Source organism: Microseira sp. BLCC-F43, from assembly GCF_041929235.1.
Lineage (GTDB): Bacteria > Cyanobacteriota > Cyanobacteriia > Cyanobacteriales > Aerosakkonemataceae > Microseira.
This window is the reverse complement of the sequence record NZ_JBHFNP010000277.1, coordinates 1-24,427: the sequence shown is the minus strand read 5'-3', so window position 1 is coordinate 24,427 and position 24,427 is coordinate 1. Positions and strand designations below refer to the sequence as shown.

The window sequence follows — 24,427 nt, the reverse complement described above, 5'->3', positions numbered from 1 at the left end:
AAATACCGACCCACCCAAACCCCAATGAAAATCTTATTTTTACATCCCAACTTTCCCGCCCAATTTCGCCACGTCGCCGCATTATTAGGTCAAGACCCCAACAACGAAGTAGTCTTTGCTACCAAAGTCGAAAACCCAGAATGGCAAATACCCGGAGTCCGCAAAGTCATGTTTCAACCGAGTCGCACCCCCCGCGCCGAAACCCACCACTACGTGCGATTCCTAGAAAGCGGCGTCCTCCACGGACAAGCAGTATTCCGAGTAGCAGAACAACTCAAATCAGAAGGATTTGTCCCCGACATCGTCTACGGACATTCCGGGTGGGGACCCACCTTATTCGTCAAAGACGCCTTCCCAAACGCCGTCCTGCTATGCTACTTCGAGTGGTTTTATCACTCCATCGGTTCCGACGCCGACTTTGACCCCGCCGACCCCCTCACAGTCGATGACATGGCGCGCATCAGAATCAAAAACGCCCCCATATTAATCGACTTATACAGCTGCGACTGGGGCATCTCCCCCACCCACTGGCAACAATCCCAATTTCCCAAAGAATTCCATAGTAAAATCAGCGTCCTCCACGACGGCGTCGATACCGACTACTTCCAACCCAACCCAGACGCCAAACTCATCCTACCCAACCTCGACCTATCAGACGTAGACGAAATTGTCACCTACGTAGGACGAGGCATGGAACCCTATCGCGGCTTTCCCGAATTTATCGAATCCCTCGCCTACCTGCAAGAACGCCGTCCCAACTGCCACGTAGTAATAGTAGGCGCAGATCGCGTCTGCTACGGCAAATCCCTACCCAACGGCGAAACCTACAAACAGCAGATGCTGAAAAAAGTCCCCTTAGACTTATCCCGCGTTCACTTCGTCGGCACCTTACCCTACGGACTTTACCTGAAAGTAATTCAAGCATCCTCGGTTCACGTTTATTTAACCCGACCTTTTGTATTATCTTGGTCAATGATTGAATCCATGTCCACCGGGTGTTTAGTCGTGGGATCGGACACCCCACCCGTGCGCGAAGTGATTCAGGATGGAGAAAATGGCTTGCTAGTAGATTTCTTCTCCCCCAAGCAAATAGCCGACCGCATTTGCGAAGTATTAGACCATCCTACCCGCATGGCAGAAATCCGCGCCAAAGCAAGGCAAACCGTCGTAGAAAAATATGCCCACCAACAGTTACTACCCCGCCACATCCAACTGATTAAAGATGTGGCAAATCGCTCCTTCCCACCCGACCTCAGCAAAACCAGTTACCAATTGACACAGGGTCAGGATTTAGCGGTGCGGTAGGGGAACTTAACCAAATCTTGCAGCAGAAGGTTCACAAACTCCGGTATGATAACCATCGTTGTTAAAAATTTCCTATAGAAGGGGAACTATAACAGCAGTGCCACAGTCATGAAAGCTTACGCAAAAAACTAAAGAAACTGGGTTGCTAGCCAAGTCCGGCGTTGCTGAAAAGATTTATTCTCGTTTGAGAAACCCGGTTTGAAGCGTCAGTATTATTCATGAAGCGGCAACAATCTTTAGCTGGGGCGCTGTCTAAGTAATTGGAGAGAATCAATGATGCAAGCTATACTACTGGAGGCTCTGCCAGCGAAACCAACCAGGAAATCTGCCTGGTCAGCTCAATCGGCAAGCAGCCATTGTAGAAACTTTGTCGGATATATCATCAACATATCCAGTACACGACTACAAAATGAGGAGTGAACGATAAATGGCTGAAATTATACTTACGCCGGGACCCGACAACACGATAGTCGGTGCTGCTGGCGATACAATTTATGGACTGCAAGGGGATGACACCATCAGAGCCTTGTCGGGAAACGTCATACTTTATGGCGGTAAAGACAACGATAGCCTACTCGGCAGTGGCCCCAACAGTACGCTTTATGGCGACAAAGGTAGTGATTACCTCACCAGCGTCAGCCAAAGTTTTTTGATCGGCGGTGATGATAACGACACCCTGAAAGCAACTTTTTCCGATACCTTGTACGGCAATGTAGGCAACGACAGCTTGATCGGCGCTCAAAGCAGTATTCTGTTTGGCGGCAAGGGTAAAGATATCCTGGTCGGCGCGGCGGGTTCGACGCTGTACGGTGACGCCGATGATGACAATCTCGTTGGTGCAGGCGGCGGTTTGTTGTACGGCGATGATGCCTTGGGAGAGCAGTCTGGTAACGATACTATCACCGCTCTGGGGGGAGATACCGTGTATGGCGGTAAAGGCGACGACAACATCACAGTCAAGGCATCAGGAGCAATCATTTTCGCTGGTCAGGGTGCTGACACCATCACGCTTGACGCTGCGGTGCAAGGCAACGTCACCGTTTTAGGTGGTCAAGACGATGACATCATCATTGGTAAAGGCGGTCGCAGCGTCCTGAAAGGCGACAAGGGCAACGACTCCCTGGTTGGGTCAGAGGGTGCCACTGGTACTAATAGCGACTCCCTCTATGGTGGTGCCGGTGCCGACACCCTTGTAGGTACTGCTCAGAAGGACTTTTTTGTCGGTGGCGATACTACAAGTACTAACGACACCGCACCTGGTGCCGACTTTATCGACTGCAAAGCTGGCGAAGACACCGTCTACGGTGGGGGTGGTAATGACAATATAAACGCTGGCAGCGAAAACGATATCGTCTATGGCGGTGGCGGCGGTGACACCATAATAGCTGGGACAGGTGACGACAAAATGTTTGGTGGTGCTGGTAATGACAGCATCTTCGGTGGCGATGGCAAGGACAGCTTGATTGGGGATGATGGCAACGACACCTTGATTGGTGGCAGGGAAAACGACGTCATCACTGGTGGTGGTGGAGCCGACTTCTTTGTTTACACCAAAATTGAGCTTCCTGACGGCAATCCATTAGGGGCAAGCAAAGTCACCAACTTAACCGAACTTGGGCTAGACACCATCCTAGACTTTCAGTCAGGTGTAGACAAGATAGTTCTAGGAAAAGACTTGTTTGGCGATCCGTTAAACGATCCAACCAAGACACCAGGAGTTGCAGTCGTTACATCCGTCGATGCGGCTAAGCTTGCCGTTGCACCCCTGGTTTTAGACAAGAGTACTGGTTTCCTCTACTTCAATCAAAATCTTGGTCAGCCAGACTTTGGTACTTTTGCAGAGGGCAAGTTCCTCTTTTTACAAAATGCTACCACTCTCACCAACACCGACTTCATCATCGTTTAGTAGGTTGTACAAGTAGGTAGTAGGTTGGGTTGAACCCAGTGAACCCCGATATAAACCAAGAATCCCGGTTTCTTCAAGAAACCGGGATTTTTAATCGCCCAATTATTAACTTTCTGAAGTTGGGTTTCCTTACCTCAACCCAACCTACAATTCTAATTAACCCAAGTTGCTAGTTATAACTATCCTGGGTTGCTCGCATTGCTAATCGCTAATTGCTAATTGCTGATGGGAATATTTTTCGGTTCTACCAGCCATTAGCTATTAGCCATTAGCCTGTCTTGGGCCCTCAAAAGATAACTAGCAACTTGCGTTAATTATCAGCCAAACAATTCTGGCACCCGACTTCGCAACTCCTCATTCAACCTGGGTAATTCATCTCGCATTTGCAAATACCAATCCCGCCGCTGTTGATAGTGCTGGGACAGCAAGCGATTTTCTTTCACCCACTCATAGGCATTTGCTGCTAACTGATGCCGGAATTGCGTATCCTCAATCAATTGCCGCAACTTCGCCTCGAATTCATCTACCGAACGATAGATTAATCCAGTTTCCCCTTCTACAATCGATCCCTCATATACCGTAGGACTCGACAACACCGCCACCCCATGTCCCGCACATTCAATAAACTTGAGGTCGGATTTCATGTTATTAAAACGGGTAGGATTGAGCGGCAACAAACCAATATCGCAAGCGTGCAAAATTTCCTGATACCGTTCGTAAGGACAAAACGGTTCTAACTCCTTGTGCGGCGTTTCCAATGCTGCAAAAAACTGCTTATCGTAAATTACCTGCACCCGCACTTTTTCCCCATAATCTGCCAACACCCGATTCAAAGCAGGCATGATCGCAGCCCAATCTTCCTCGCGATTCAGCGCCCCAAAAAATATTTTTATCTCTCCATCTTCACCGTACTGCCTCTTTTCTGGTAGATAAGCAAGCTGATTTTGAAATACCTTCACATTAGGATTAATTTGCCGCAAAAACTCTGCCAAAGGTTCCGTAGAAGTTTGCACGCAGTGACAAACGCGGTAGGTAAAAAATTGATTTTCTGCGTGAGCGGGCCAACGCATGGGATCGTCATCAATTTCTGCTATAATTAAATATCCCCGTCGCAACAATTCTTGTATTTTGGGAATATCATCGGGCGCTTGCAAAAAGCCCCGCTGCCAAATCAATACCTTTTCTTCTCCAGGCTGGGCTATGCTCAAATCGGCGGTTTTCACCGCCGCCACCGTCCGCACCCCTGGAATCGTAGAACTGAGGCGGTCTGGCTCCAAAACTCGCACTCTGTCGCAAGCCAAAGGCGCCATCATCATCGTTTGAATCAGCAGACGCCTGGGTTGTACTGAAGATTTAATTGCGCGCACCACATACTGAAAAGCACCCGTTTGGAGAGCAAATTGAGCCTGCGCGACACCCAAAGCTTGGAGTACCGGCGCTATCACCTGCTGGAACTTTTCATAATCGGCTCCTTTATTTCCCCGCGTTTGAATTTCATACACTTGTAACTTTGCAGCGGCAAATAGTTGCTTGATGCTATCTAAGGTAAAAAAGCGCAAGTGAGTGCGGTCGAGCAAGCCTTCATCTTCGTAATTCCAATTGCCCCGCAACAGCTTGACGAGCAGACTCCAGTGCTGCACGTTGGGGATACATGCCAAAACTTGACCTTCCGGTTTTAACCAGGCTGCGTGGCGCTGTAGCGCTGCCCAAGGGTCGTACATGTGTTCCAGCACGTCGCCATAAACCAGGCAATCTATCGTCCCCTCTGGGATATCTAGCGCTAGGTTTGGGTCTTCGGCACTTCCCACGATTACATTGTCTAGTCTAGTTGCGGCGATTTGTGCGGCTTGTGGGTTCAATTCCAAGCCGATGTATTTGCAGTGGGGATTGATGCGCTTGTACTGTTCTGCCAAAGCACCCGCTCCGCAGCCAATCTCAACAATGACCTTAGCCTCAGCGGGCAATAACCTGAGCAAATCTAGATTAATGCGATTGTAATAGTCTGGTAAGGGTTGGGAATGGGTAATTGGTAATTGGTAATTGGTCATGGGGGAGCCAAGAGAGGCGGGTTTAGTTAAATTATCTGTTTGAGTTGTACCTTTCTGGGTAAAACCCGCCCCTACAGCGCTCTCCTGATCCTGCGATCCAGAGCTTCCTTGCTTTGCAGCGCCGCTACAAAAACTTAATACTTTCTCACCCCAGCCGCAAGCAAAATGCTCGATTTCCAAAAAATTGGCATTTTCGGGGGCTGATTTGTAAGTGCGAAAAGTCCGCATAATTCCCAGGGTAGCGGCACTTTCTAATGGACCGAACCAACTGGTATCTCGGTCTAAAAAGTGAGGCTGTCGCACCCAGTGGTTCATTTGGGCGACATTCAAGAAATAGCAAGCTGCATGGGGATTGGATGTCCGCAGGAAGCGAACGCTGTTGCCCATAATTTGACCTTTCAATTCTGGCTGGTCTTGCAGGTCTTGATATTTAGCGGTAAATTCAGGTGCTAGGTTGGGATCGATGTAGGTTTTGCAGTTGGGGCCATCGAGGGATACTTCGTAGCGATGGGGCATAAGTAAGCACATATTCCCCGCTTGCTGGGTAAACCAGTTGAGTTTATTAAACAACCAGGGGTCGTGCAAAATCCCGTCGTCTTCCAGAAAGCAGAAATATTCGTAACTGCCCAAACAGTCCCGCAGTAGCGCCTGACACTCAAACCCCAACATCATCGGTTCAACGCGGGTTGGATAATGTTTGTAGAGATGGGAAGGCAAGGGTAGTCGATCCAATAGGTGGCTACCCTGAGTTGTGCAAATTACAATATCAATTTGATGCGCTTGGGGCTGATTTGCCGGAATTGTTTTGCGTTGGTCAAAGTCCGCCACCAGCTGGGAGTTGCCAAATAACTGGTGCAACGCCGTGACGCAAGCCGTTAGCGCCTCGATGCGCGGTTGGGGGTCTTTTCCCAGGGAAGCGTACCGCCCATCGCCAAGAGGTTTAAAGTAGTGGGGGATGGTGAATAAAATCCGCATAGACAGCTTCAGGAGAGGGTATTCGCCGCTTTTTTACAATTCTTTAAAAATTCTCCCGGTTTTCCAGATTTGCAATGGTATATTAAAGGGTTAAAGTCGATTCGATCGCATTTTGCTAAAAGTCTGGGAAAAATATCCGAGGTTTGGTAATAAATCATAGGCGATTCGGTGCCGCTATTGCAGTTGCCATCCGTTTGGCAGCTTTTCGGGAATTTGACGGTTTTCGATTGTATATCAAGGTCAAAGGGGGCGGATATCCGTTCGGGGAAAAAACCTGGCGCTCCCGCTCCGTTCGTAGTAGGCGCTTGAGCGCCGTTGGGCGTCCTTGGGCGCCGTTCCTAGTAGGCGATGGCAGCGCCGTTGGGCGCCCTTGGGCGCCGTCGAATGGTAAAATCCCCACAGAATCAGGTTAACTTAGTATCAGGGTCCAATCTAAATCGGCAACCGTAAAAACTTCTATCAGTAGTAACTAATGGCACAAGTGTTTCAAGCTGGCAATAAAATAATTCAAGCAGAGGAAATGCTGGTATTATTAGGTAGGTATCAAATGATGCCGCAGTTTTTACGCGGGCTGATAATAGATGAAGCGATCGCTGATATCAATTGTACAGAAGAAGAAAAGGCGGCAGCGCTCGGGCAGTTGGAAGCCCAATATCAGCTGACCACCCCGGAAGCGAAAGAAGCTTGGCTAACGAGTCAAAACTTGACACCAGAACACCTAGAAGAAATCGCCACGCGACCCCTGAGGCTGGAAAAATATAAGCAAGAAACTTGGGGACATAAGGTCGAGTCTTATTTCCTCGCACGCAAACCCTATCTCGACCAAGTGAGATATTCCCTGCTCCGCACCAAAGACCTGGGTTTGGCGAACGAGTTATACTTTCGCATCCAAGGAGGGGAACAGTCCTTCGCCGAAATCGCCAAAGAATACTCTCAAGGGGTAGAAGCGAATACGGGGGGTTTATTGGGACCAGTTCCCATCCGTCAACCCCATCCCCTGATTAGTCAACTACTATCAGTAAGCAAACCGGGTCAACTTTGGCCTCCGCGCGCCCTAGCGGAATGGTTTGTCATAGTCAGATTAGAACAATTGATTCCCGCCCAACTCGATGATGCCATGCGCCGCCGCTTAATCGACGAAATGTTTGAAACTTGGATGAACGAGCAGATAAAACAAATGGGACCATTGCAGCTGGTAGAAACGCAACCAGAATAAGCAGTAGTAGGATAGGCGATCTGGAGCAGGTGAGCATGACCAATTAGCAATTAGCAATTAGCAATTAGCAATTACCGAATCTAAAATTACTATGACCCAAGCAGTTTCTCGAACCGAAATACAAGCTTTTCTCGCCAAGACAGAGCCGTTCTCGCAACTGGGAAGCGCCGCATTACAAAAGCTGGCAGGGGAATGCGAAATGCTGCGCTATCGCATTGGACAAACGATCCTGCAAAGAGAGGCGCTGCCTGCGAATATATCGATAATATACATCGGACAGGTGCGGCTGTTGGGACAAGACCATCGCACGCAAATGCCCGTAAGCTTAAAGTTAGCAGGGCCGGGTGAAGTGCTGGGGTGGGGCTCGCTGGTGCGGGGAGTGGGTTGTGAAACAGCGATCGCATCCACCGAATCGATCTGCATTACCGTTCCGGCAGGGGTATTTCTGGCCTACGTGGAGAAAGAAGAGGCATTAAAGAGGGCATTTCGGGCTCGCGCCAATGCCTGCGAAGTTGCTGCACTGCTGAGTGTGGAATTGCAGCGCCGCGCCCTGGGGGACGCCAATCTGAAAGAATTAACCGTCCAGGTGCTGCCCGGTGTAGAAGTGCTGAATTTCCCATCCGGCACGCCGCAAATCCCCGCATTAGATGGGGGAAAACTATGGCTGGTCAGCAGCGGCACGATCGGTGCCTTCTCAGAGGGTAGCCGATTTCCGACAGAAGAATCTGGCAAATGGCAGCCAGTTCGAGGCAAACAAGGGGTGAGATTGCTGGGGTTGCCAATAATCAGCGAACCCGCACCAGAGAATCCCAGCGAACCCGTACAAACTCAAAGCCAACCCGTCCCCGACAGCGGGGAATCACCCTATGAAGCAATACCGATCGCGCCTGATATCCCAGTAGCGCTTGCTGAACCAAAAAAAGAAGAACGAGAAAACTTCCCCTTTGTGCGAGGTAGGGGACAAATTGAAGCACCTTTAGCTTGCTTCAAAATGCTGAGCCAGCATTTTGACGTGCGATTTCGCCGCGACATCCTGCGCAAAATATTAGACAACCAACTCAAATCCACGGGCAACATTACGCTGATGACCTGCGGGGCGGTAGCCGAAACAATGGGTTTAAAAGCCCGACTGGTAGAAGTCCCCGCCCAAGCTCTCTTCAGATTATCAGCACCAGCATTAATTCAATGGCAAGATAGCTTTGCCGTCGTTTATAAAATAACCGAAAAAGAACTGGTTTTAGGCGTACCGCAAGAAGGAATTCGCCGCCGCAGTCCCAGGGACTTTACCGAAACTTGGGGAGCAAAGGGACAGGTGCTGTTGCTGGAAGCTCGTCTTGAAGGAGTTAAAGAAGATTTCAGCCTCCGCTGGTTTTTACCATCTATTTCCAAATATCGCAAAGTCCTGATCGAAGTATTTATCGCCTCGTTCTTTGTCCAGCTGTTTGGACTTGCCAACCCGCTGATCACCCAGGTGATTATCGATAAAGTGCTGGTGCAGCGCAGCATCGATACCCTGCACGTGTTGGGAGTCTTTTTGTTAGGCGTAGGGGTGTTTGAAGGGTTGCTCACCCACCTGCGGACGGTTTTATTTGTAGATACCACCAACCGGATTGACGTCACCCTGGGTTCGGAGGTAATCGATCGCTTGCTGACCCTGCCCTTAAATTATTTCGACCATCGACGGGTGGGGGAACTAGCAGGACGGATAAACGAATTGGAAAATATTCGCTCGTTTCTGACCGGGACAGCACTCACCGTCGTGCTGGACTCGGTATTCTCGGTGATTTATATCATCGTGATGATAATTTACAGCGTGCCCCTGACGGTTGTCGCCTTATTAACCATCCCGTTATTCGCCATCTTGACTTTAATTGTCGCCCCGATCGTACAGCGACAGTTACGCACCAAAGCCGAACGCTTGGCGGATAGTCAGTCGTATTTAGTCGAAGTGCTTTCGGGTATCCAAACCGTCAAGGCACAGACAATCGAGCTAAAATCTCGCTGGAACTGGCAAGAAAAATATACCCGCTACATATCGGCGGGGTTTAAGACAGTGCTGACGTTTAGTACCGCCAGTTCGCTGTCGGGGTTTTTCAACAAGCTATCGGGACTGCTGCTGTTGTGGGTGGGCGCTTATTTGGTTTTAGACAATAAGATGACCCTGGGGCAGTTAATTGCGTTCCGGATTATTGCTGGTTACGTTACTAGCCCCTTGTTGCGCCTGGTGCAACTGTGGCAAAACTTCCAAGAAACTGCTCTATCTATCGAACGGCTGAGCGATGTAATGAATGCCACTCCAGAGGCAGACGAAACCAATCGCAGCAATATCACCATGCCGCCGATTGAGGGAACAGTCAAGTACGAGAACTTATCGTTTGGGTTTAATCCAGGCGGAACGCTGCAACTGGTGAATGTGAATGTAGAATTCCCAGTGGGAACCTTTGCCGGAATTGTCGGACAAAGCGGTTCGGGAAAAAGCACGCTGATGAAGTTGCTGGCAAGGCTTTACGAACCAACCTCAGGGCGAATTCAAGTCGATCAATACGATATTGCCAAAGTCGAACTTTACTCGCTGCGGCGGCAAATCGGGATGGTGTTACAGGATACGCTGTTATTTAACGGCACCGTGCGGGAAAATATTGCCTTAACAAATCCTGAAGCCAGCGATGAAGAAATTATCCAGGCCGCTAAAATAGCAGTCGCCCACGATTTTATTATGTCTTTGCCCCAAGGGTATAACACGATAGTGGGGGAAAGGGGGTCATCCCTATCTGGGGGACAAAGACAGCGGATTGCGATCGCGCGCACCGTGCTGCAAAATCCCAAAATGCTAATCTTAGACGAAGCCACCAGCGCCCTAGATTACCACTCAGAACACCAAGTCTGCGAAAACCTAGCAGCAGCCTTTAGCCATCGCACTGTATTTTTCATCACCCACCGACTCAGTACCGTGAGAAATGCCGATGTGATCTTGATGATGGATCAGGGGAGCGTGGTCGAACAAGGAACGCACAAAGAATTAATGGCACTCAAAGGCCGATACTACTGCCTCTACCAACAACAAGAATCGGGACTTTCTTAAATCGGATGGCGTTCCCAGGCGACCGCCTGGGGAACGAGGATAATAGGTAATAAGAAAGCTTGTTACCAATTACCAATCACCAATCACCAATTACCAATTACCAATTACCAACTATGACCAACAAACAATTACTAGATCATGCCAACGGCAATGGCAACGGCAATGGTAAGCACAATGGGGCTACCACTGTCAAGGACTTTAAACCGATTTATTTGCCCAGCCCAGAACCCATTGTCCCCAAAGTAGTCGAATTTAAACCCAGCGAACAACCCGTCCTGATAGGACGACCAGGTTGGTGGTCCCACGCCTTTGTTTGGGTAATTGTGGGGATTACGGGTTCTGGGATTGCTTGGGCGTGCCTTGCCCCCATCGAGCAAGCCGTACCCGCCATGGGTAAATTAGAAGCCGTGGGGGCTGCTAGAGAAGTGCGGGCGCCCAACGGCGGTGTCGTGCGGGAAATTTTCGTGAAAGACGGTCAAAAGGTGAAAAAAGGCGACCTGCTGCTCACCTTTGACCCCAGAGCGCCCCAAGCCGATTTAGAATCCTTGAAAAAACTGCGGGAGACGCTGTTAAAGGAAAATCAGTTTTATAACGATGCCAAAAATGGCAATATGGCGGGAGGGACGCCAGAGTGGCGCAGTCTGATGGAGTCGCGCAACGCCCTCCTATCAGAAAACGAGTACTTGAGGGCGCAGCTTTCCGGCGGCAAAACGGCGGGAAGTGGCAGTGGGGAATTCAACGCCAACCAACAAAGACTGTTAGTAGCCAGTCGCGCCGAAATACAGTCTCGCGTAGCCGCAGCCAGATTGCAAGTCCAGGAATTAGGAACGCAACTAGGCCAGGTGCGGGGACTCCTAGAAGCTTCTAGGAAACAATTACCCATGCAACAGGCGCAATTAGAAACAGCGAAGCAGCGATTGCTCACCGCCAGAGATCAGCTAACCACAGCCCAGGCGCAATTACCCAGGGCAGTTGAGCAACTGCAAACCTCTAGGGCGCAATTAAACAGGTCCGTTGAGCAATTGGAAACCGCTAAGGCGCAATTACCCAAAGCACTTGAGCAGTGGGAAGTAGCTAAAGCCCAATTACCCAGGGCAGCTGAGCAGTTATTAGTGGCAAGGGCGCAAGTACCCAAGGCAGCTGAGCGAATTGAAACGGCAAGGCAGTTGCTCGAGACGGATCAAGCTTTGTATAACAAAATCAAACCCGTCGTAGATGCAGGAGCGCTGTCCGAACTGCAAGCTCAACGGCAACAACAACAAATTTTGACGCGCCGTCAGGAAGTCGCAGCAAGCGAAGCGGACATTTTGACCCGCAGAAATGAAGTGGTGGCAAGGGAATCGGAAATCCTGCGCCGCCGTCAGGAAATTACTGCCGGGGAATCGGAAATCCTGCGCCGCCGTCAGGAAATTACTGCCGGGGAATCGGAAATCCTGCGCCGCCGTCAGGAAATCACTGCCGGGGAATCGGAAATTCTGCGCCGCCGTCAGGAAATTACCGCCAGTTATGGTGAAATTGCCAATCGCCAAGGCGAAGTCGCGGGGCGGGAAGCGGAATTGTTGAAAACTCAAGCCGAAATCGACCGCTTAGTCAAGGAAGAACAACGCATCCAAGTAGCGATTAATCGGGCGCAGGAACAGTTGCAAAATACGGTAGCCCTATCGGCGAGAGATATCTTGACGAAAATTGCCGATAATCAAAAACGGGTGGCAGAAATTGATAGCCAACTCGCTCGCATCCGCTTGGAAAATCAGAAAAAACTCGATGAAATTTCCAGCCAAATTGTGAAAGCGGAACAAGCAGTTCAATACCAAGAATTGCGCGCGCCAGAAGATGGGATAGTGTTCGATTTAAAACCGAATTCACCAGGACATGTTGTCAGAGCAATTGATAACGAACCAGTGCTGAAAATTGTACCAAACGATAAGTTAGTGGCAGCCGTTCACCTGCAAAACAAAGATATCGGACATGTCCAAGAAGGAATGGATGTAGATATCAGCGTTGAATCGTTCCCTGCTACGGAATTTGGCACGCTTAATGGCAAATTAATTTCGATTGGTTCCGATGCCTTGCCGCCGACCCAGGAACGTCCTTTCTATGCGTTCCCAGCTAAAATTGAGATGGAGCGCCAGACAATTAACGTCAACGGTAAGGAATATAATCTCCAATCCGGGATGGCGATTAATGCCACAATTAAAGTGCGTAAGCGCAAGGTGATCGATATCTTTACAGAGTTGTTCCAGAAGTCAACCGATAGCCTCAAGACTGTCAGGTAATCAGCTAACGCCTGTTGCTAGTTATCCCGTTGCTCATTGCTCATTGCTCATTGCTGATATAGTATTTTTCCTTCCATTAGCCCCACTTTACGTTTGAGATAACTAACAACTTGAGTTAATCAGCTAAAAAAAAGCACCATCTTGGACTGTGGGGATAATTGCTGTCTCCACAGTTTTGTTTTATATCATGTCCTTAGGCATCGGTAGTTGAGGCTAACAGGTAAGCAGGTGAGAGCAAGAGCAGGTGAGATCTTGAGCTGGTGGGAGGAAAAAAAACAGCTTTTCCCACAATCAACTATATACAACCGATACCTAAAAACATGATATAAGTCCTAAGCAGAAAGAAAAACGATCGGGGTTCTAGATGGCGCGATCGCTTGTAAAATTAACCCAAAGCGATTCGCCGCGTGGATACCCTGGGCGAAGGCTGCCAACGGTTGCGATCGCTCTGATTTAATGGTATAGATGTCACCAGAAAAATTACAGGGATTGATGGAGCGATTCTCCCCGTGGAGACGCAACGAAGTGAGTTGAGGTTTCTGTATTAGTGGTGGGAGAGGAAGTCAATGACAAATGCAGATTATTCCGTTGTGATTCCAATCTATAACGAGGCAGAAACGATGGGGGAGTTATGGAAACGACTGTCTAAGGTTTTCAAACAACTCGATGGCGATACCAAGGTGATTTTTATTAACGATGGCAGTTATATTAGCGGTTTAAGATCCTATGCAGGATTTAAACAAACAGGTATTGTGGTAGAACGGGGTCCGCGATATAAAGGTGAACCAAGGGTGACGGTACTCAAGCTGTTTAAACTCGCGTTTGATGGCATATTTTCCTGTGACACAATTCCTTGGAAAATTTCTACTTTCTTGGGATTTGTATTGGCGATCGCTTCCTTTATCATCGGCCTGATTGGACTGGATTACAAGTTAATTTTGGGTCAAGAGTTTTTAGAGTGGAATCAAGGATTGACGACCGCTTTGTTTCTCGGCGGCATTCAACTCATTTCTTTGGGCATTATTGGAGAATACATCGGGCGCATCTACGAGCGGGTGAAGCAGCGCCCTTACTATATAATTAGAGAGCAAATTGGATTTGAAGAGTAAATAGCAGATTAAGGAATTACAAAAAATAGAACGACATGAATGCCATCAAATTTCCTGTTAAACAAGTAGGGGAAAAACTGGCTTTTTTACTAGCAATTATTCCCGCAGTTTTGACGGGAATCCTCATCATAAAGTACGGTGTCAACGTTTTGTTTTGGGATCAGTGGCCTTTGGCCTCGATGTTTGAGAAAATTTATGCGGGCAATCTGACATTCCAAGACTTGATTTCCCAGCACAACGAAAGCCGGAAATTCTTTCCGCGGCTGCTGTTTATAGGGATGGCTTATCTGACGGGGTGGGATGTGAGATATGAGATGTTAGTTATCTTTATTTTGGCTTGCCTAGTCTCGTTTAATATTTACCGTTTAAGCTTACTCACAGTTGGGGGTAGCAGGGTAACATTGCTGATGCTAGCATGTTTGTCAAATCTGTTAATATTTTCACCGATTCAGTGGGAAAATTGGCTGTTTGGCATACAAGTAGTCGTATTCGTTCCCATTGCCTGTCTCACGAGCTGTATATTAGTGGCATACTCTAATTTATCCTTAAGAATTAAGATTTTAATCGGCATTGTTATAGCAACAATTTCAACTTTTTCTTATGCCAACGGTTTGCTATGCTGGGTGTTGGTTTTTCCAGCAATTGCTTTGGCTAAACCAAAGGCGTCCCAAGAATTGCTGAAGCAAAAATGGTTAATCGTAGCCTGGTTAGTTGGATTTATATCCAATGTAGTTCTGTACTTTTATGACTATAAAAAACCTCCCTATCACCCCAGCTTTAGCGAGGCGCTGCTGCACCCAATTAAAGCGTTAAATTACTTTTTAGCATTTTTGGGAGCGCCCTTGGCTCAAAATAAATTAACCGTCGCTACGATAGTTGGTACAATTTTAATAGTGAGTTTTATTGGATTGGTTCTGTACCTGCTAAAATTTTGGCATCAAAACAACTTACTACATCGCACGACAGGGTGGTTAATTATCGCTGGGTATACCCTGATAAGTGCAGCGATTACAACTTCAGGAAGAGTTGGGTTTGGGGTCAAACAGTCCCTGTCTTCTAGATACGCAACTTTTGCGGTATATTTAGCAATTCCTCTGATTTATCTGACCGCAATTATTCTGGAAGATGCCAGCGTCAGAAAAATTATATCTCGACCAAGTTTAACAGCGAATCGCATTGTCTCATCGGTGCTAACAATCCTGATATTCTTGCACTCTATAACGGCAGCATACGGGATTGAAAAAATGGAGGAAAGCCAGGTTAATCGGTATCGAGGCAAAGCTTGTTTGCTGTTGATAAACGTCGTCAAAGATGATGATTGCCTGAAGCGAATTTGGGGCGATACCAACGAGGCAAAAGTCAAAGCAAACGTTTTGAATAACCAGGGATTTTTAAAGCCAAAATTGTGGAATAGTAATAAAATTGAAAAGAGCGAGGGGAAGCAAGTATCTGGGTTGGATTATGGACGGTTAGATGGAATAGAACAAGTCGGTAAAGATAAGTATATAGCAAGGGGATGGGCGGGTTTACCGGAAAAACAAAAGCCAGCCGATGGGGTTGTTTTGACTTATGAGAATAACCAAGGGGAAGCGATCGCATTTGCCGTGGCTTCCCCAGGAATTAAAAGAAAAGATGTGGCGAAAAGTTTAAAGAACAACGCTTATCGGAATTCGGGGTGGGCAAAAATAATACAATTGAATAAAATTCCGAAAGCAGCAGGGAAAATCAAGGCTTGGGCTTTAGATGCGGATACGGGGAAAGCTTACCAGTTGAATGGCTATCGCCGGATAGCAAAATAATATAGATTGGGATAGTATCGCCAAAGATAGGGGAGGATTGAAAGTGAACGTTGTCACGACAAAAATAAATGATGTTCTGCTAATAGAACCTAAAGTGTTTGGAGATAGTCGGGGATTTTTTTACGAAAGCTACAACGAGAAAGCGTTTGCAGAAAAAACAGGCGCAACCGTCCACTTCGTCCAAGATAACCACTCGCGATCTGCTAAAAATGTCCTGAGAGGGTTGCACTATCAAGTGCAACAACCCCAAGGAAAGTTAGTGCGGGTAGTTGTAGGAGAAGTGTTTGATGTAGCGGTGGATATTAGAAAAAGTTCGCCAACGTTTGGGCAGTGGGTGGGTTACCATTTGAGTGGGGAAAATAAACGGCAACTGTGGATTCCCGCCGGATTTGCCCACGGATTTTTAGTCGTTTCCGAAGTGGCGGAGGTGTTGTATAAAACCGATGAATACTATGCACCGCAGCACGAAAGGTGTATCCTGTGGAACGATCCGGATTTAGCGATCGCTTGGCCTTTTGATGAATCTCCCATATTATCCGCTAAAGACGAAGCGGGTAAATTGTTTAAGGAAGCTGAAGTGTTTGAATAAGTCAAGCCTCATGGTTAATTCAGCAAGTCCTGCCTGCTGAAACCACGAGGAATTACCCATTAGCTATTAGCAATACAATGAAGCGAATTTTAGTTACTGGTATTAACGGTCAGCTAGGGCAAGAATTACAACAAACTTTGGCATCTTCTGCCGAAGTTATCGGTGTGGGACGAGAAAGGGTAGACTTTTCCCAACCTGAGAGTCTGCGTCAGATAATTGCCGAAGTGAAACCGGATGCGGTTGTTAATGCAGCAGCTTACACGGCGGTGGATAAAGCGGAAAGCGAATTCGACTTGGCGATGGCGGTGAATGGGACGGCGCCGGGTATCCTCGCAGAAGAATGCCAAAAACTGGGGATTCGCCTGATTCACATTTCTACCGATTATGTGTTTGATGGCACTAAAAGCTATCCCTATCAAGATACCGATCCTACCAATCCGTTGAGTGCCTATGGGAAATCTAAACTCGCAGGCGAATTGGCGATTGGCAAAAATTGCGAAGATAGCGTTATCATCAGAACCGCTTGGGTTTATGGTGTGGGTGGGAAAGGTAATTTTGTCAAAACGATGCTAAGGTTGGGAAGCGACAAGGAAGAAATTCGCGTCGTTGCCGATCAAATTGGCAGTCCGACTTGGACGGGAGATTTAGCCAATGCCATTGCCAATGTAATTGATAAAACCCCTCCCGGAACTTATCATTACACCAACAGCGGCGTCGCCAGCTGGTACGATTTTGCCGTGGCGATCTTTGAAGAAGCATCGCAACTTGGCTGGAATTTAAAAGTGCAACGGGTAATTCCCATTACTACCCCCGAATATCCCACCCCGGCAAAAAGACCTGCCTATTCTGTCTTATCTTGTGCCAAAATAGCAGCAGTTTTAGGAACTTATCCCCCGCACTGGCGTCAAGGACTGCGACAGATGCTAAGGGATTTTAGCCAATCTAAACTCTAAAATTGACATGAAAGCACTGATTCTATCCGGCGGTAAAGGTACGCGGTTGCGCCCTCTGACTTATACTGGGGCAAAACAATTAGTTCCCGTTGCCAATAAGCCGATTCTGTGGTACGGAATTGAAGGCATTGTCGCAGCTGGTATTACCGATATTGGAATTATTATCAGCCCCGAAACCGGCGAGGAAGTGAAAGCGAAAACAGGTAATGGCGATCGCTTCGGTGCCAAAATTACTTATATCCTGCAAGAACAACCCGCTGGTTTAGCCCACGCCGTTAAAGTCGCCCAACCTTTTTTAGGGGATTCCCCATTTATTATGTATTTGGGCGATAACCTGATTCAAAGCGACTTGGGCTTATTTTTAGAGAAATTTAGCGATCAAGCGGTAGATGCTTTAATATTACTGCGAAAAGTTGCCAATCCTAGCGCGTTTGGCGTCGCAACGGTGGACGAAAACGGACGAGTGTTGCAACTGATAGAAAAACCCAAAGTCCCCCCATCGAATCTGGCGCTGGTGGGGATTTATTATTTTGCTCACACGATTCACAATGCGATCGCTAATATCCAACCCTCCCCCCGTGGCGAACTCGAAATTACTGATGCGATTCAATACCTGATTAACGATCAAAAACGAGTCGAAGCTTGTCAATTAGAAGGTTGGTGGCTAGATACAGGTAAAAAAGATGACCTGCTAGAAGCCAATCGCATTATCTTAGATACCTGTCTCACCTCGGATATCAAAGGTGAAATAGACGAGAAAAGTCAAGTAATTGGACGAGTGCAAATTGGTTCTGGAACTAAAATAATTAATTGCACGATTCGCGGCCCTGTCAATATCGGTAGCGACTGCCATATCGAAAACTGCTATATCGGCCCTTATAGCAGTATCGCTGCTCAAGTTAAACTGGTTGATGTTGACTTAGACCATAGCGTGATTTTACAAGGGGCTAAAGTTGTAGGGATTCATCAACGAATTGTAGATAGCGTGATTGGACAACGCGCACAGTTAACCGTTGCGCCACAGCGCCCGAAAGCATTGCGGTTTATGATCGGGGATGACAGCCAAATTGAGCTAGCGTGATTTACTTTGTTACTGTTAACTATTACTCAACCGATGCCATCGCCCAATTAATCCAATCGATTCAATCGAACAATGGCGGCGACTATACATTTATTATAGTCAATAATTCCGCCGATGATGCCGCCATTCATCATCTAAAAACCGACAAGATAATTATTATTGAATCGGGAGAAAATTTAGGTTTTGGTCGAGGCTGCAACAGGGGATTAAATTGGATTTATGCCAAAGATACGCAAGCAATCGTCTGGATAATCAATCCAGACGCTTACTTTATAGATAATTCCGTCCAGGCAGCCAAAAAATTTTTTTCAACTTATCCAGAAATATCAATTTTAGGGACAATAGTTTGCCAACCACCGGGTAAAATTTGGTTTAGTGGGGGTGAATTTATCCCAAAAAATGGCGAAATCATTGCTACAAAACTTCCTATATCCTCACCAGAAAGACCCTACGCACATACACAATGGGTAACGGGATGCAGTCTGCTGATTAACTTCAAACAATTTAAGGAGTGTCCGCAATTTGACCCGGATTACTTTTTGTACTACGAAGACTGCGATTTTTGTCTGCGCTATGCTAAACAGGGACATATTATAGCTATAACGGAGCAAATTAAAGTCTTTCACCAACCTTCTTCGATTACAAATAGAAACATCAACTTAAAAATCCAACACACCATTTATAGCTATTTATTGACCCTGGAAAAGCACGGGAGCAACCTAGTTTTATTGTACCGCATTGCGAGAATTACTTTATCGGCGCTGATTTCGTTACCCTTTCAGCGTAAAATAGCGACGAGTGAGATCAAAGGAGTTTTGAAATATTGCGAGAGAACGATCAAAATATGACGCGGGGACACGGGGATGGGGAGACGCGGGGAATTTGTAGAAGGAATCTCTGCGTTAATCCCAACAAAGTACTTATGACCACACCCGATATAGGGGAATCGCTGTTAATAAATTTATCGTGCTTGACGGCTAAGCCTACGGGTTTAGCCACTTATGCTATGAATATATTTCCCGAACTACAGCAGCTGAATCCAACTTTATTGGTTCCCCAATCTATCCCGCCTTATAAATGTTACCCCGTTCCGACCAACCTCAGTTCAGACCAAGGAACCAAGGGACATATCCGCCGTTTAGCTTGGACGCAGTTGCGACTTCCTCAAATTTGTCATCAGCTGCGATCGCGTCTATTATTCTCCCCGATTCCAGAAGCACCTTTATTCTCTCGCTGTCGTTATGTCGTCACGGTTCACGACTTAATTCCCCTACGCTTCCCGGTAAAATTATCGCGCTTAACCGCCTACTTTCGCTACTACGTACCCAGGGTTTTAGAACAATCAGAACATATTATTTGCGACTCAGAATCAACCGCAAAAGATATTACTAATTTTTTCAAGATAGCTTATAATAAAATTACCCCTGTTTTACTCGCACACGACGCCAATAACTTTCGATTTTTAGATTTACCTACAAGCAATTATTTCCTTTATATAGGCAGACACGACCCTTATAAAAATTTGCACAGATTAATTTTGGCGTTGGCGGCTTTACCCAAATGTAGGGAGTATGAATTGTGGATTGCGGGGCCAAGCGATCGCCGCTACACTTCTATTATAAAAGCATTTGTAGAAGAGAAAAATTTGACGAATGTAAAGTTTTTGGATTACGTGGCTTATAGTGAATTGCCGGTGTTGATAAATCGCGCGATCGCATTAGTTTTTCCCAGTCTTTGGGAAGGGTTTGGTTTGCCAGTTTTAGAAGCAATGGCTTGCGGTACTCCTGTGATTACTTCCAATCTATCTTCATTACCAGAAGTTGCAGGAGATGCGGCGATTTTAATTAACCCTTATAACGTGGAAGAGATTGCAGAAGCGATGCGAGTGATGGTGGAGGATGGAAGTTTGCGAAATAATTTGCGTCAAGCTGGACTTGCTAGATCTAAACAGTTTAGTTGGACAAAAACGGGACAGGCTACCGCCGATGTACTGCAACGCTATCTTTGAATAAGGATGATGGAATTTTACATTTCTCGCCATGCAGAAAACGAACGAGAACGCCGAGGCATTCCCAGGGAGTTTCTAGAGTCAGATCTTGCACCTACCCGCTTACCCGCCAGCGATTCAAATCGCGCAGCTTAAGCGAAAGTCCTCTGAAGAGGACTAAATAATTCGCCAAGAATTTCAGTCCATTTCAATGGACTTTTGCTATTAGTCGTGGAATTGATTCCACGGCGGGTGAGTGGACTGGTGCAATATCTGAGGTAGAGTCAGTTTGGCAAAATCTATTTAGTGCGAGCAATCGTAGCCGATAATACAAGACCTGCCATTGTCGTTACCGTTTATCGAACCAGTCAGATTGCCAGATATTGGAGAGAGTAATGAAAGTAATTTATGACCCGGAAGTCGATGTGCTGCGGATTGTTTTTAACGATACCCCAATTGAAGAAAGTAACGAAGATAAGCCAGGAGTGATTCTAGACTATGATGCAGCAGGCAATATTGTGGGGATAGAAATCTTAGATGCTTCAAAACACGTGAACAATCCCCGGTTGCTGGAACATATTGTAATGGCATAAAGATTTGCCTGCCTACCTGGACTGCAAACCTTTAATTGTCCAAAGTCCGCGCAGGCGGACGCAAGTTTGTGTAGCCACAGGCTTCAGCCTGTCGGCGTCTGTGTGTCGGCTTCTTGTCAGCGCCCGGTGCTGGGGTAAAAAATCCGATCAAGATTTACCGGATTTACACAAAAATTTGTTGTATCGCTAATATTAGCAGTTCTCAATAGATTTACCGAAATGACAAGCACATCGAAGGTTCAGATAACGATTTCTCTGCAAGATCCAAGTTTAGACGACGATGAATTACAAGCAGAAGTGGAGAACTTACTACCCCAGATCAAAGACGTGGATGGGGTAGAAAATGTAGACTTAGTGCCAGTTACAGAAGCCCCCAAAGGTTCAAAAGCTTTAGGGGGCTTTTTGTTAGGAATGTTACAAGCTGAGGTGAGTGTCGCCAATATCAAGGCTTTGTTTGGGTTTTTGAGCGATCGCTTAGGCGGTCAACCGATTAAAATGAACGTCAAAGCAAGCGATGGCAGAGAACTGAACATCGAAGCCAGCAGCCAAGCCGAGTTTGACTACGCATATCAAAAAGCACAAGAATTTCTCAAAGGCTAGGGGGCAACATGGCGAAGGTGGCATTGCTAATCGGGGTTAGCGAGTACGAACCTGGATTAAATCCGCTACCGGCGGCTGTTAAAGATGTCGAGGCTATGCGGCGAGTCTTGGCAAACCCAGAAATGGGAGGCTTTGCCGAGGCGGATATTATCGTGCTGAAAAATCCCCAGCGGCAAGAGATGGAAGAAGCTATATATCGCCTCTTTGCCCATCGCCAAAGGGATGACTTGCTGCTATTTTACTTTTCTGGTCACGGGGTGAAAGATGAAAGCGGCAAGCTTTATCTTTCTACCCGTGCCACTCGCAAAGATAATGGAAGATTGGTTAAGCCATCAGCAGTAGCGGCTAGTTTTTTGCATGAAAGTATTAACGACAGCAAATCCCAGAGACAGGTCTTGATTCTAGATTGTTGCTTTAGTGGAGCGATCGCTCAAGGGCTGACTGTCAAAGATGATGGTGCGGTGGATATCAAAACTCAGCTAGGTGGTAAAGGGCGGGCAATCCTCACATCTTCCACATCCACCCAGTATTCCTTTGAGCAGGAAGGGACTGAACTTTCCATCTATACCCGTTACCTAGTGGAGGGGATTGAAAAAGGCGCGGCAGATACAGACGGGGATGGTTGGATTTCCGTTGATGAGTTGCACGAGTATGCCAGCGGCAAAGTGCAAGAAGCAGCACCAGCTATGACGCCTAAATTCTATCCCGTCGAGGAAGGCTACAGGATTCGGCTGGCGACAGCACCCGTTGATGACCCAAAGGTGAAGTATCGCAAAGAAGTTGAGGGAATTGCCCGTGAGGATGAAGGAGAAATTTCTTCCATCAACCGCAGTTCCCTGGAAGAGTTGCGAAACACTTTGAAGTTGCCACAAGAAGAGGCGAACAGGATCGAGTCTGAAGTTTTAGAGCCTTACCACCAGCGCAAAGCAAAGTTGCAGCGTTATGAGCAGGTTTTCACCGAGGCGATTGGGCAGCAGTATCCCTTGAGTGAGAGGAACCGTAACGGACTGAAACGGTTGCAGCACACTTTGAGACTCAGAGATGAAGATGTTGCGCTAATTGAAAGAAGGGTTCTTCGACAAAGGATAATATTCTCGACAGGGCAATTATTGACGCGAAAACAATTCCTCAAGCTGGCAGGGCTTGGAGGTGCGGGAGTCGTGGTGGCGGTAGTTTTTCGGACATGCCAGAGTAATTCACCCCAACCCACGCCCTCACCTGAACCTACCCAACCCGCTTACACTCCGACACGCCCACCTTCAGCACTCCCAAGGGAACCCAAGGGGAAAGAGCCCTAATGAGAAGCTGGGGAAGCTGGGGGAGTTGGGGAAGCCAATTACGCAATTTAAACGCATACCATCATTAGATCTTGCACCAGTCGCAACTTCCGCCAGGGAATCAATTCCCACAGCGAGTAGCGAAAGTCCTCTTCAGAGGACTAAATACTGATCGAAAGCTTTCAGTCCACTTGAGTGGACTTTCGCTATTAGCCCGGAAATTGATTTCCGGGCGGGCTAAAACGGCAGGCGCAAGATGTGAGTTTCATTATTCACAACATCCACTTGCACGCTCATAAACGGTTTGCCGCAATGCTGACGGAACATAAGTCTTGCTCATTAATCAACCTGCTTTGAGCTTGATATAGGCTTTAGCTTTGGTAATTCGTACTAGGTGTTCTAAATACTGATATTGTTCCCAAGCCAATTCTTCATTAGGTGTTAAACCTTTGCTTCTGTTTTTATCCAATAAAGCAGTAATTTGCGATCGCAGTGTTTCTGATGGACGCAATGCCAAGATTTCTTCTGGTGCTGGTAGTTTAGCTAAAAATTCTAGCACCTCAGCAATACCTGCAAAACCAGTTTGAGAGCTAGCACTCAGTTCCCGCAGTCCTAACTCTAAAATTTGCGGCAGTTGATCTTTGAGGGGAGTCAGTCGTAGCGCTAATTCTTCTGGGATATCTAAAGTCACCAACATTGTTTTTCTGTTCCTCAGGCCGCGCCAACTATTATAACAGCGACGATGATGTTTTTTCCATGCGTAGGGTGCTTTTGCGATCGCCTACTACCCCACGCCTTCGGGGTTGTTTGCGATCGCAATGCCTTATATCCACCGAAAGTTACAGAAAAGCGTAAGTTACATTCTTTCCCAAGGGGGAAGATAGCTCGAAGCGTTAGCAGTAATTTAGCTAAAGATGTAGTAAAGGAAACAAATTTTATGAACAACGAACCTGATGCAAACCGCGATCCGATTTCTGGTGAAACAGGAGCGCATCCAGTTGGTACGGGAATTGGTGCTGGTGCAGCTGGTGCAGTGGGTGCAGCCATCGGCGGTGCGATTGGCGGTCCAGTAGGCGCAGCAATTGGCATAGCGGTGGGTGCATTCGCTGGCGGTTTGGCTGGAAAAAGCGTCGCCGAAACCATTGATCCCACCCAAGAGGATGCATACTGGCGCAATAACTATTCCTCCGAACCTTATATAGATCCGGATACAAGTTATGATGACTACGCACCTGCTTACCGGACTGGGTACGAAGCGTTTCCCCGCTACTACGAAAGTGGCAAAAGCTACGATGAATTAGAGCCAGATCTACAGCGGGAATACGAAGCGAATCGTGGCAATTCAAACTTAACTTGGGAAAAAGCGAAACACGCTACGAAGGCTGCATGGGACAAAGTTGAACGCGCAATTCCCGGCGACATCGATAAAGACGGACGATAATTACAGCGGATTGAAAGCTCGTCTAGGGAAAGCGTTATCGCTTCGTTTGTGTAGCGGGACCCAGAAGGGTGGCCGGACACAAACCTAGCGAGAACGCGTTACCTAGGCGAGCGTTCCATACAGGGGAATTATAGTCCGTCGTTATGGATGGCGCCGGGAATTGAGCGGTAAACATTTTGCCAATCAGGCA

Annotated in this window: 20 protein-coding genes; 17 read left to right on the top strand and 3 right to left on the bottom strand. The window is 47.2% G+C overall.

Going from position 1 to position 24,427, the window contains the following annotated elements; translation table 11 throughout:
* The first annotated feature begins 24 nt into the window (after positions 1 to 24).
* Both ACE1CM_RS36150 and ACE1CM_RS36145 read left to right on the top strand, forming a co-directional pair.
* Complete coding sequence (locus ACE1CM_RS36150) at positions 25 to 1,305, top strand: glycosyltransferase family 4 protein (RefSeq protein ID WP_374883763.1); 1,281 nt, start codon at positions 25 to 27, stop codon at positions 1,303 to 1,305.
* Between the two features lie 427 nt (positions 1,306 to 1,732).
* Positions 1,733 to 3,211, top strand: a complete 1,479-nt coding sequence (locus tag ACE1CM_RS36145) for a calcium-binding protein (protein WP_374883762.1) — start codon at positions 1,733 to 1,735, stop codon at positions 3,209 to 3,211.
* Between the two features lie 317 nt (positions 3,212 to 3,528).
* Here the strand turns inward: ACE1CM_RS36145 and ACE1CM_RS36140 are convergent, their stop codons facing one another.
* The gene (locus ACE1CM_RS36140; protein WP_374883761.1) at positions 3,529 to 6,234 is read right to left on the bottom strand and encodes a methyltransferase domain-containing protein; all 2,706 of its coding nucleotides are present in this window, start codon (positions 6,232 to 6,234) and stop codon (positions 3,529 to 3,531) included.
* 472 nt (positions 6,235 to 6,706) lie between these two features.
* Between ACE1CM_RS36140 and ACE1CM_RS36135 the strand changes: the two genes are divergently transcribed.
* The 3 genes from ACE1CM_RS36135 to ACE1CM_RS36125 all read left to right on the top strand — a co-directional run bounded on the left by ACE1CM_RS36135 (position 6,707) and on the right by ACE1CM_RS36125 (position 12,808).
* Positions 6,707 to 7,450, top strand: a complete 744-nt coding sequence (locus tag ACE1CM_RS36135; RefSeq protein ID WP_374883760.1) for a peptidylprolyl isomerase — start codon at positions 6,707 to 6,709, stop codon at positions 7,448 to 7,450.
* 91 nt (positions 7,451 to 7,541) lie between these two features.
* Positions 7,542 to 10,532, top strand: coding sequence for a peptidase domain-containing ABC transporter (locus ACE1CM_RS36130; protein ID WP_374883759.1), 2,991 nt, complete (start codon positions 7,542 to 7,544; stop codon positions 10,530 to 10,532).
* 113 nt (positions 10,533 to 10,645) lie between these two features.
* Positions 10,646 to 12,808, top strand: a complete 2,163-nt coding sequence (locus ACE1CM_RS36125; protein WP_374883758.1) for an HlyD family efflux transporter periplasmic adaptor subunit — start codon at positions 10,646 to 10,648, stop codon at positions 12,806 to 12,808.
* Positions 12,809 to 13,140: 332 nt separating this feature from the next.
* Here the strand turns inward: ACE1CM_RS36125 and ACE1CM_RS36120 are convergent, their stop codons facing one another.
* Positions 13,141 to 13,329, bottom strand: coding sequence for a hypothetical protein (locus tag ACE1CM_RS36120; RefSeq protein ID WP_374883757.1), 189 nt, complete (start codon positions 13,327 to 13,329; stop codon positions 13,141 to 13,143).
* A 45-nt stretch (positions 13,330 to 13,374) separates the two neighbouring features.
* Between ACE1CM_RS36120 and ACE1CM_RS36115 the strand changes: the two genes are divergently transcribed.
* The 11 genes from ACE1CM_RS36115 to ACE1CM_RS36065 all read left to right on the top strand — a co-directional run bounded on the left by ACE1CM_RS36115 (position 13,375) and on the right by ACE1CM_RS36065 (position 22,817).
* A complete protein-coding gene (locus ACE1CM_RS36115; RefSeq protein ID WP_374883756.1) occupies positions 13,375 to 13,917 on the top strand; it encodes a glycosyltransferase in 543 nt (180 codons plus the stop codon).
* Positions 13,918 to 13,952: 35 nt separating this feature from the next.
* Positions 13,953 to 15,716, top strand: a complete 1,764-nt coding sequence (locus ACE1CM_RS36110; RefSeq protein WP_374883755.1) for a hypothetical protein — start codon at positions 13,953 to 13,955, stop codon at positions 15,714 to 15,716.
* Between the two features lie 43 nt (positions 15,717 to 15,759).
* Positions 15,760 to 16,305: a dTDP-4-dehydrorhamnose 3,5-epimerase gene (rfbC, locus tag ACE1CM_RS36105; RefSeq protein ID WP_374883754.1), complete on the top strand. Its 546-nt coding sequence runs from the start codon at positions 15,760 to 15,762 to the stop codon at positions 16,303 to 16,305.
* 77 nt (positions 16,306 to 16,382) lie between these two features.
* Positions 16,383 to 17,258, top strand: a complete 876-nt coding sequence (gene rfbD, locus ACE1CM_RS36100; RefSeq protein ID WP_374883753.1) for a dTDP-4-dehydrorhamnose reductase — start codon at positions 16,383 to 16,385, stop codon at positions 17,256 to 17,258.
* A gap of 7 nt (positions 17,259 to 17,265) precedes the next feature.
* The gene (locus ACE1CM_RS36095) at positions 17,266 to 18,339 is read left to right on the top strand and encodes a glucose-1-phosphate thymidylyltransferase (RefSeq protein WP_374883752.1); all 1,074 of its coding nucleotides are present in this window, start codon (positions 17,266 to 17,268) and stop codon (positions 18,337 to 18,339) included.
* Complete coding sequence (locus ACE1CM_RS36090) at positions 18,336 to 19,187, top strand: glycosyltransferase (RefSeq protein WP_374883751.1); 852 nt, start codon at positions 18,336 to 18,338, stop codon at positions 19,185 to 19,187. Before ACE1CM_RS36095 ends, ACE1CM_RS36090 begins: the two co-directional genes overlap by 4 nt.
* A gap of 89 nt (positions 19,188 to 19,276) precedes the next feature.
* Positions 19,277 to 20,347 carry a glycosyltransferase family 4 protein gene (locus ACE1CM_RS36085; protein ID WP_374883804.1) on the top strand — a complete coding sequence of 357 codons (1,071 nt, stop codon included), beginning with the start codon at positions 19,277 to 19,279 and terminating at the stop codon, positions 20,345 to 20,347.
* Positions 20,348 to 20,353: 6 nt separating this feature from the next.
* Positions 20,354 to 20,482, top strand: a complete 129-nt coding sequence (locus tag ACE1CM_RS36080) for a hypothetical protein (protein ID WP_374883750.1) — start codon at positions 20,354 to 20,356, stop codon at positions 20,480 to 20,482.
* A 239-nt stretch (positions 20,483 to 20,721) separates the two neighbouring features.
* Complete coding sequence (locus ACE1CM_RS36075; protein WP_374883749.1) at positions 20,722 to 20,919, top strand: DUF2283 domain-containing protein; 198 nt, start codon at positions 20,722 to 20,724, stop codon at positions 20,917 to 20,919.
* Between the two features lie 219 nt (positions 20,920 to 21,138).
* Positions 21,139 to 21,519, top strand: a complete 381-nt coding sequence (locus ACE1CM_RS36070) for a hypothetical protein (protein ID WP_374883748.1) — start codon at positions 21,139 to 21,141, stop codon at positions 21,517 to 21,519.
* 8 nt (positions 21,520 to 21,527) lie between these two features.
* Complete coding sequence (locus tag ACE1CM_RS36065) at positions 21,528 to 22,817, top strand: caspase domain-containing protein (RefSeq protein WP_374883747.1); 1,290 nt, start codon at positions 21,528 to 21,530, stop codon at positions 22,815 to 22,817.
* Positions 22,818 to 23,139: 322 nt separating this feature from the next.
* Here ACE1CM_RS36065 and ACE1CM_RS36060 read toward each other — a convergent pair whose 3' ends face one another.
* Positions 23,140 to 23,493 carry a hypothetical protein gene (locus ACE1CM_RS36060; protein WP_374883746.1) on the bottom strand — a complete coding sequence of 118 codons (354 nt, stop codon included), beginning with the start codon at positions 23,491 to 23,493 and terminating at the stop codon, positions 23,140 to 23,142.
* A gap of 240 nt (positions 23,494 to 23,733) precedes the next feature.
* On the opposite strand from ACE1CM_RS36060, the gene ACE1CM_RS36055 reads away from it, so the two are divergent.
* Positions 23,734 to 24,237: a hypothetical protein gene (locus tag ACE1CM_RS36055; protein ID WP_374883745.1), complete on the top strand. Its 504-nt coding sequence runs from the start codon at positions 23,734 to 23,736 to the stop codon at positions 24,235 to 24,237.
* Positions 24,238 to 24,427 lie beyond the last annotated feature (190 nt).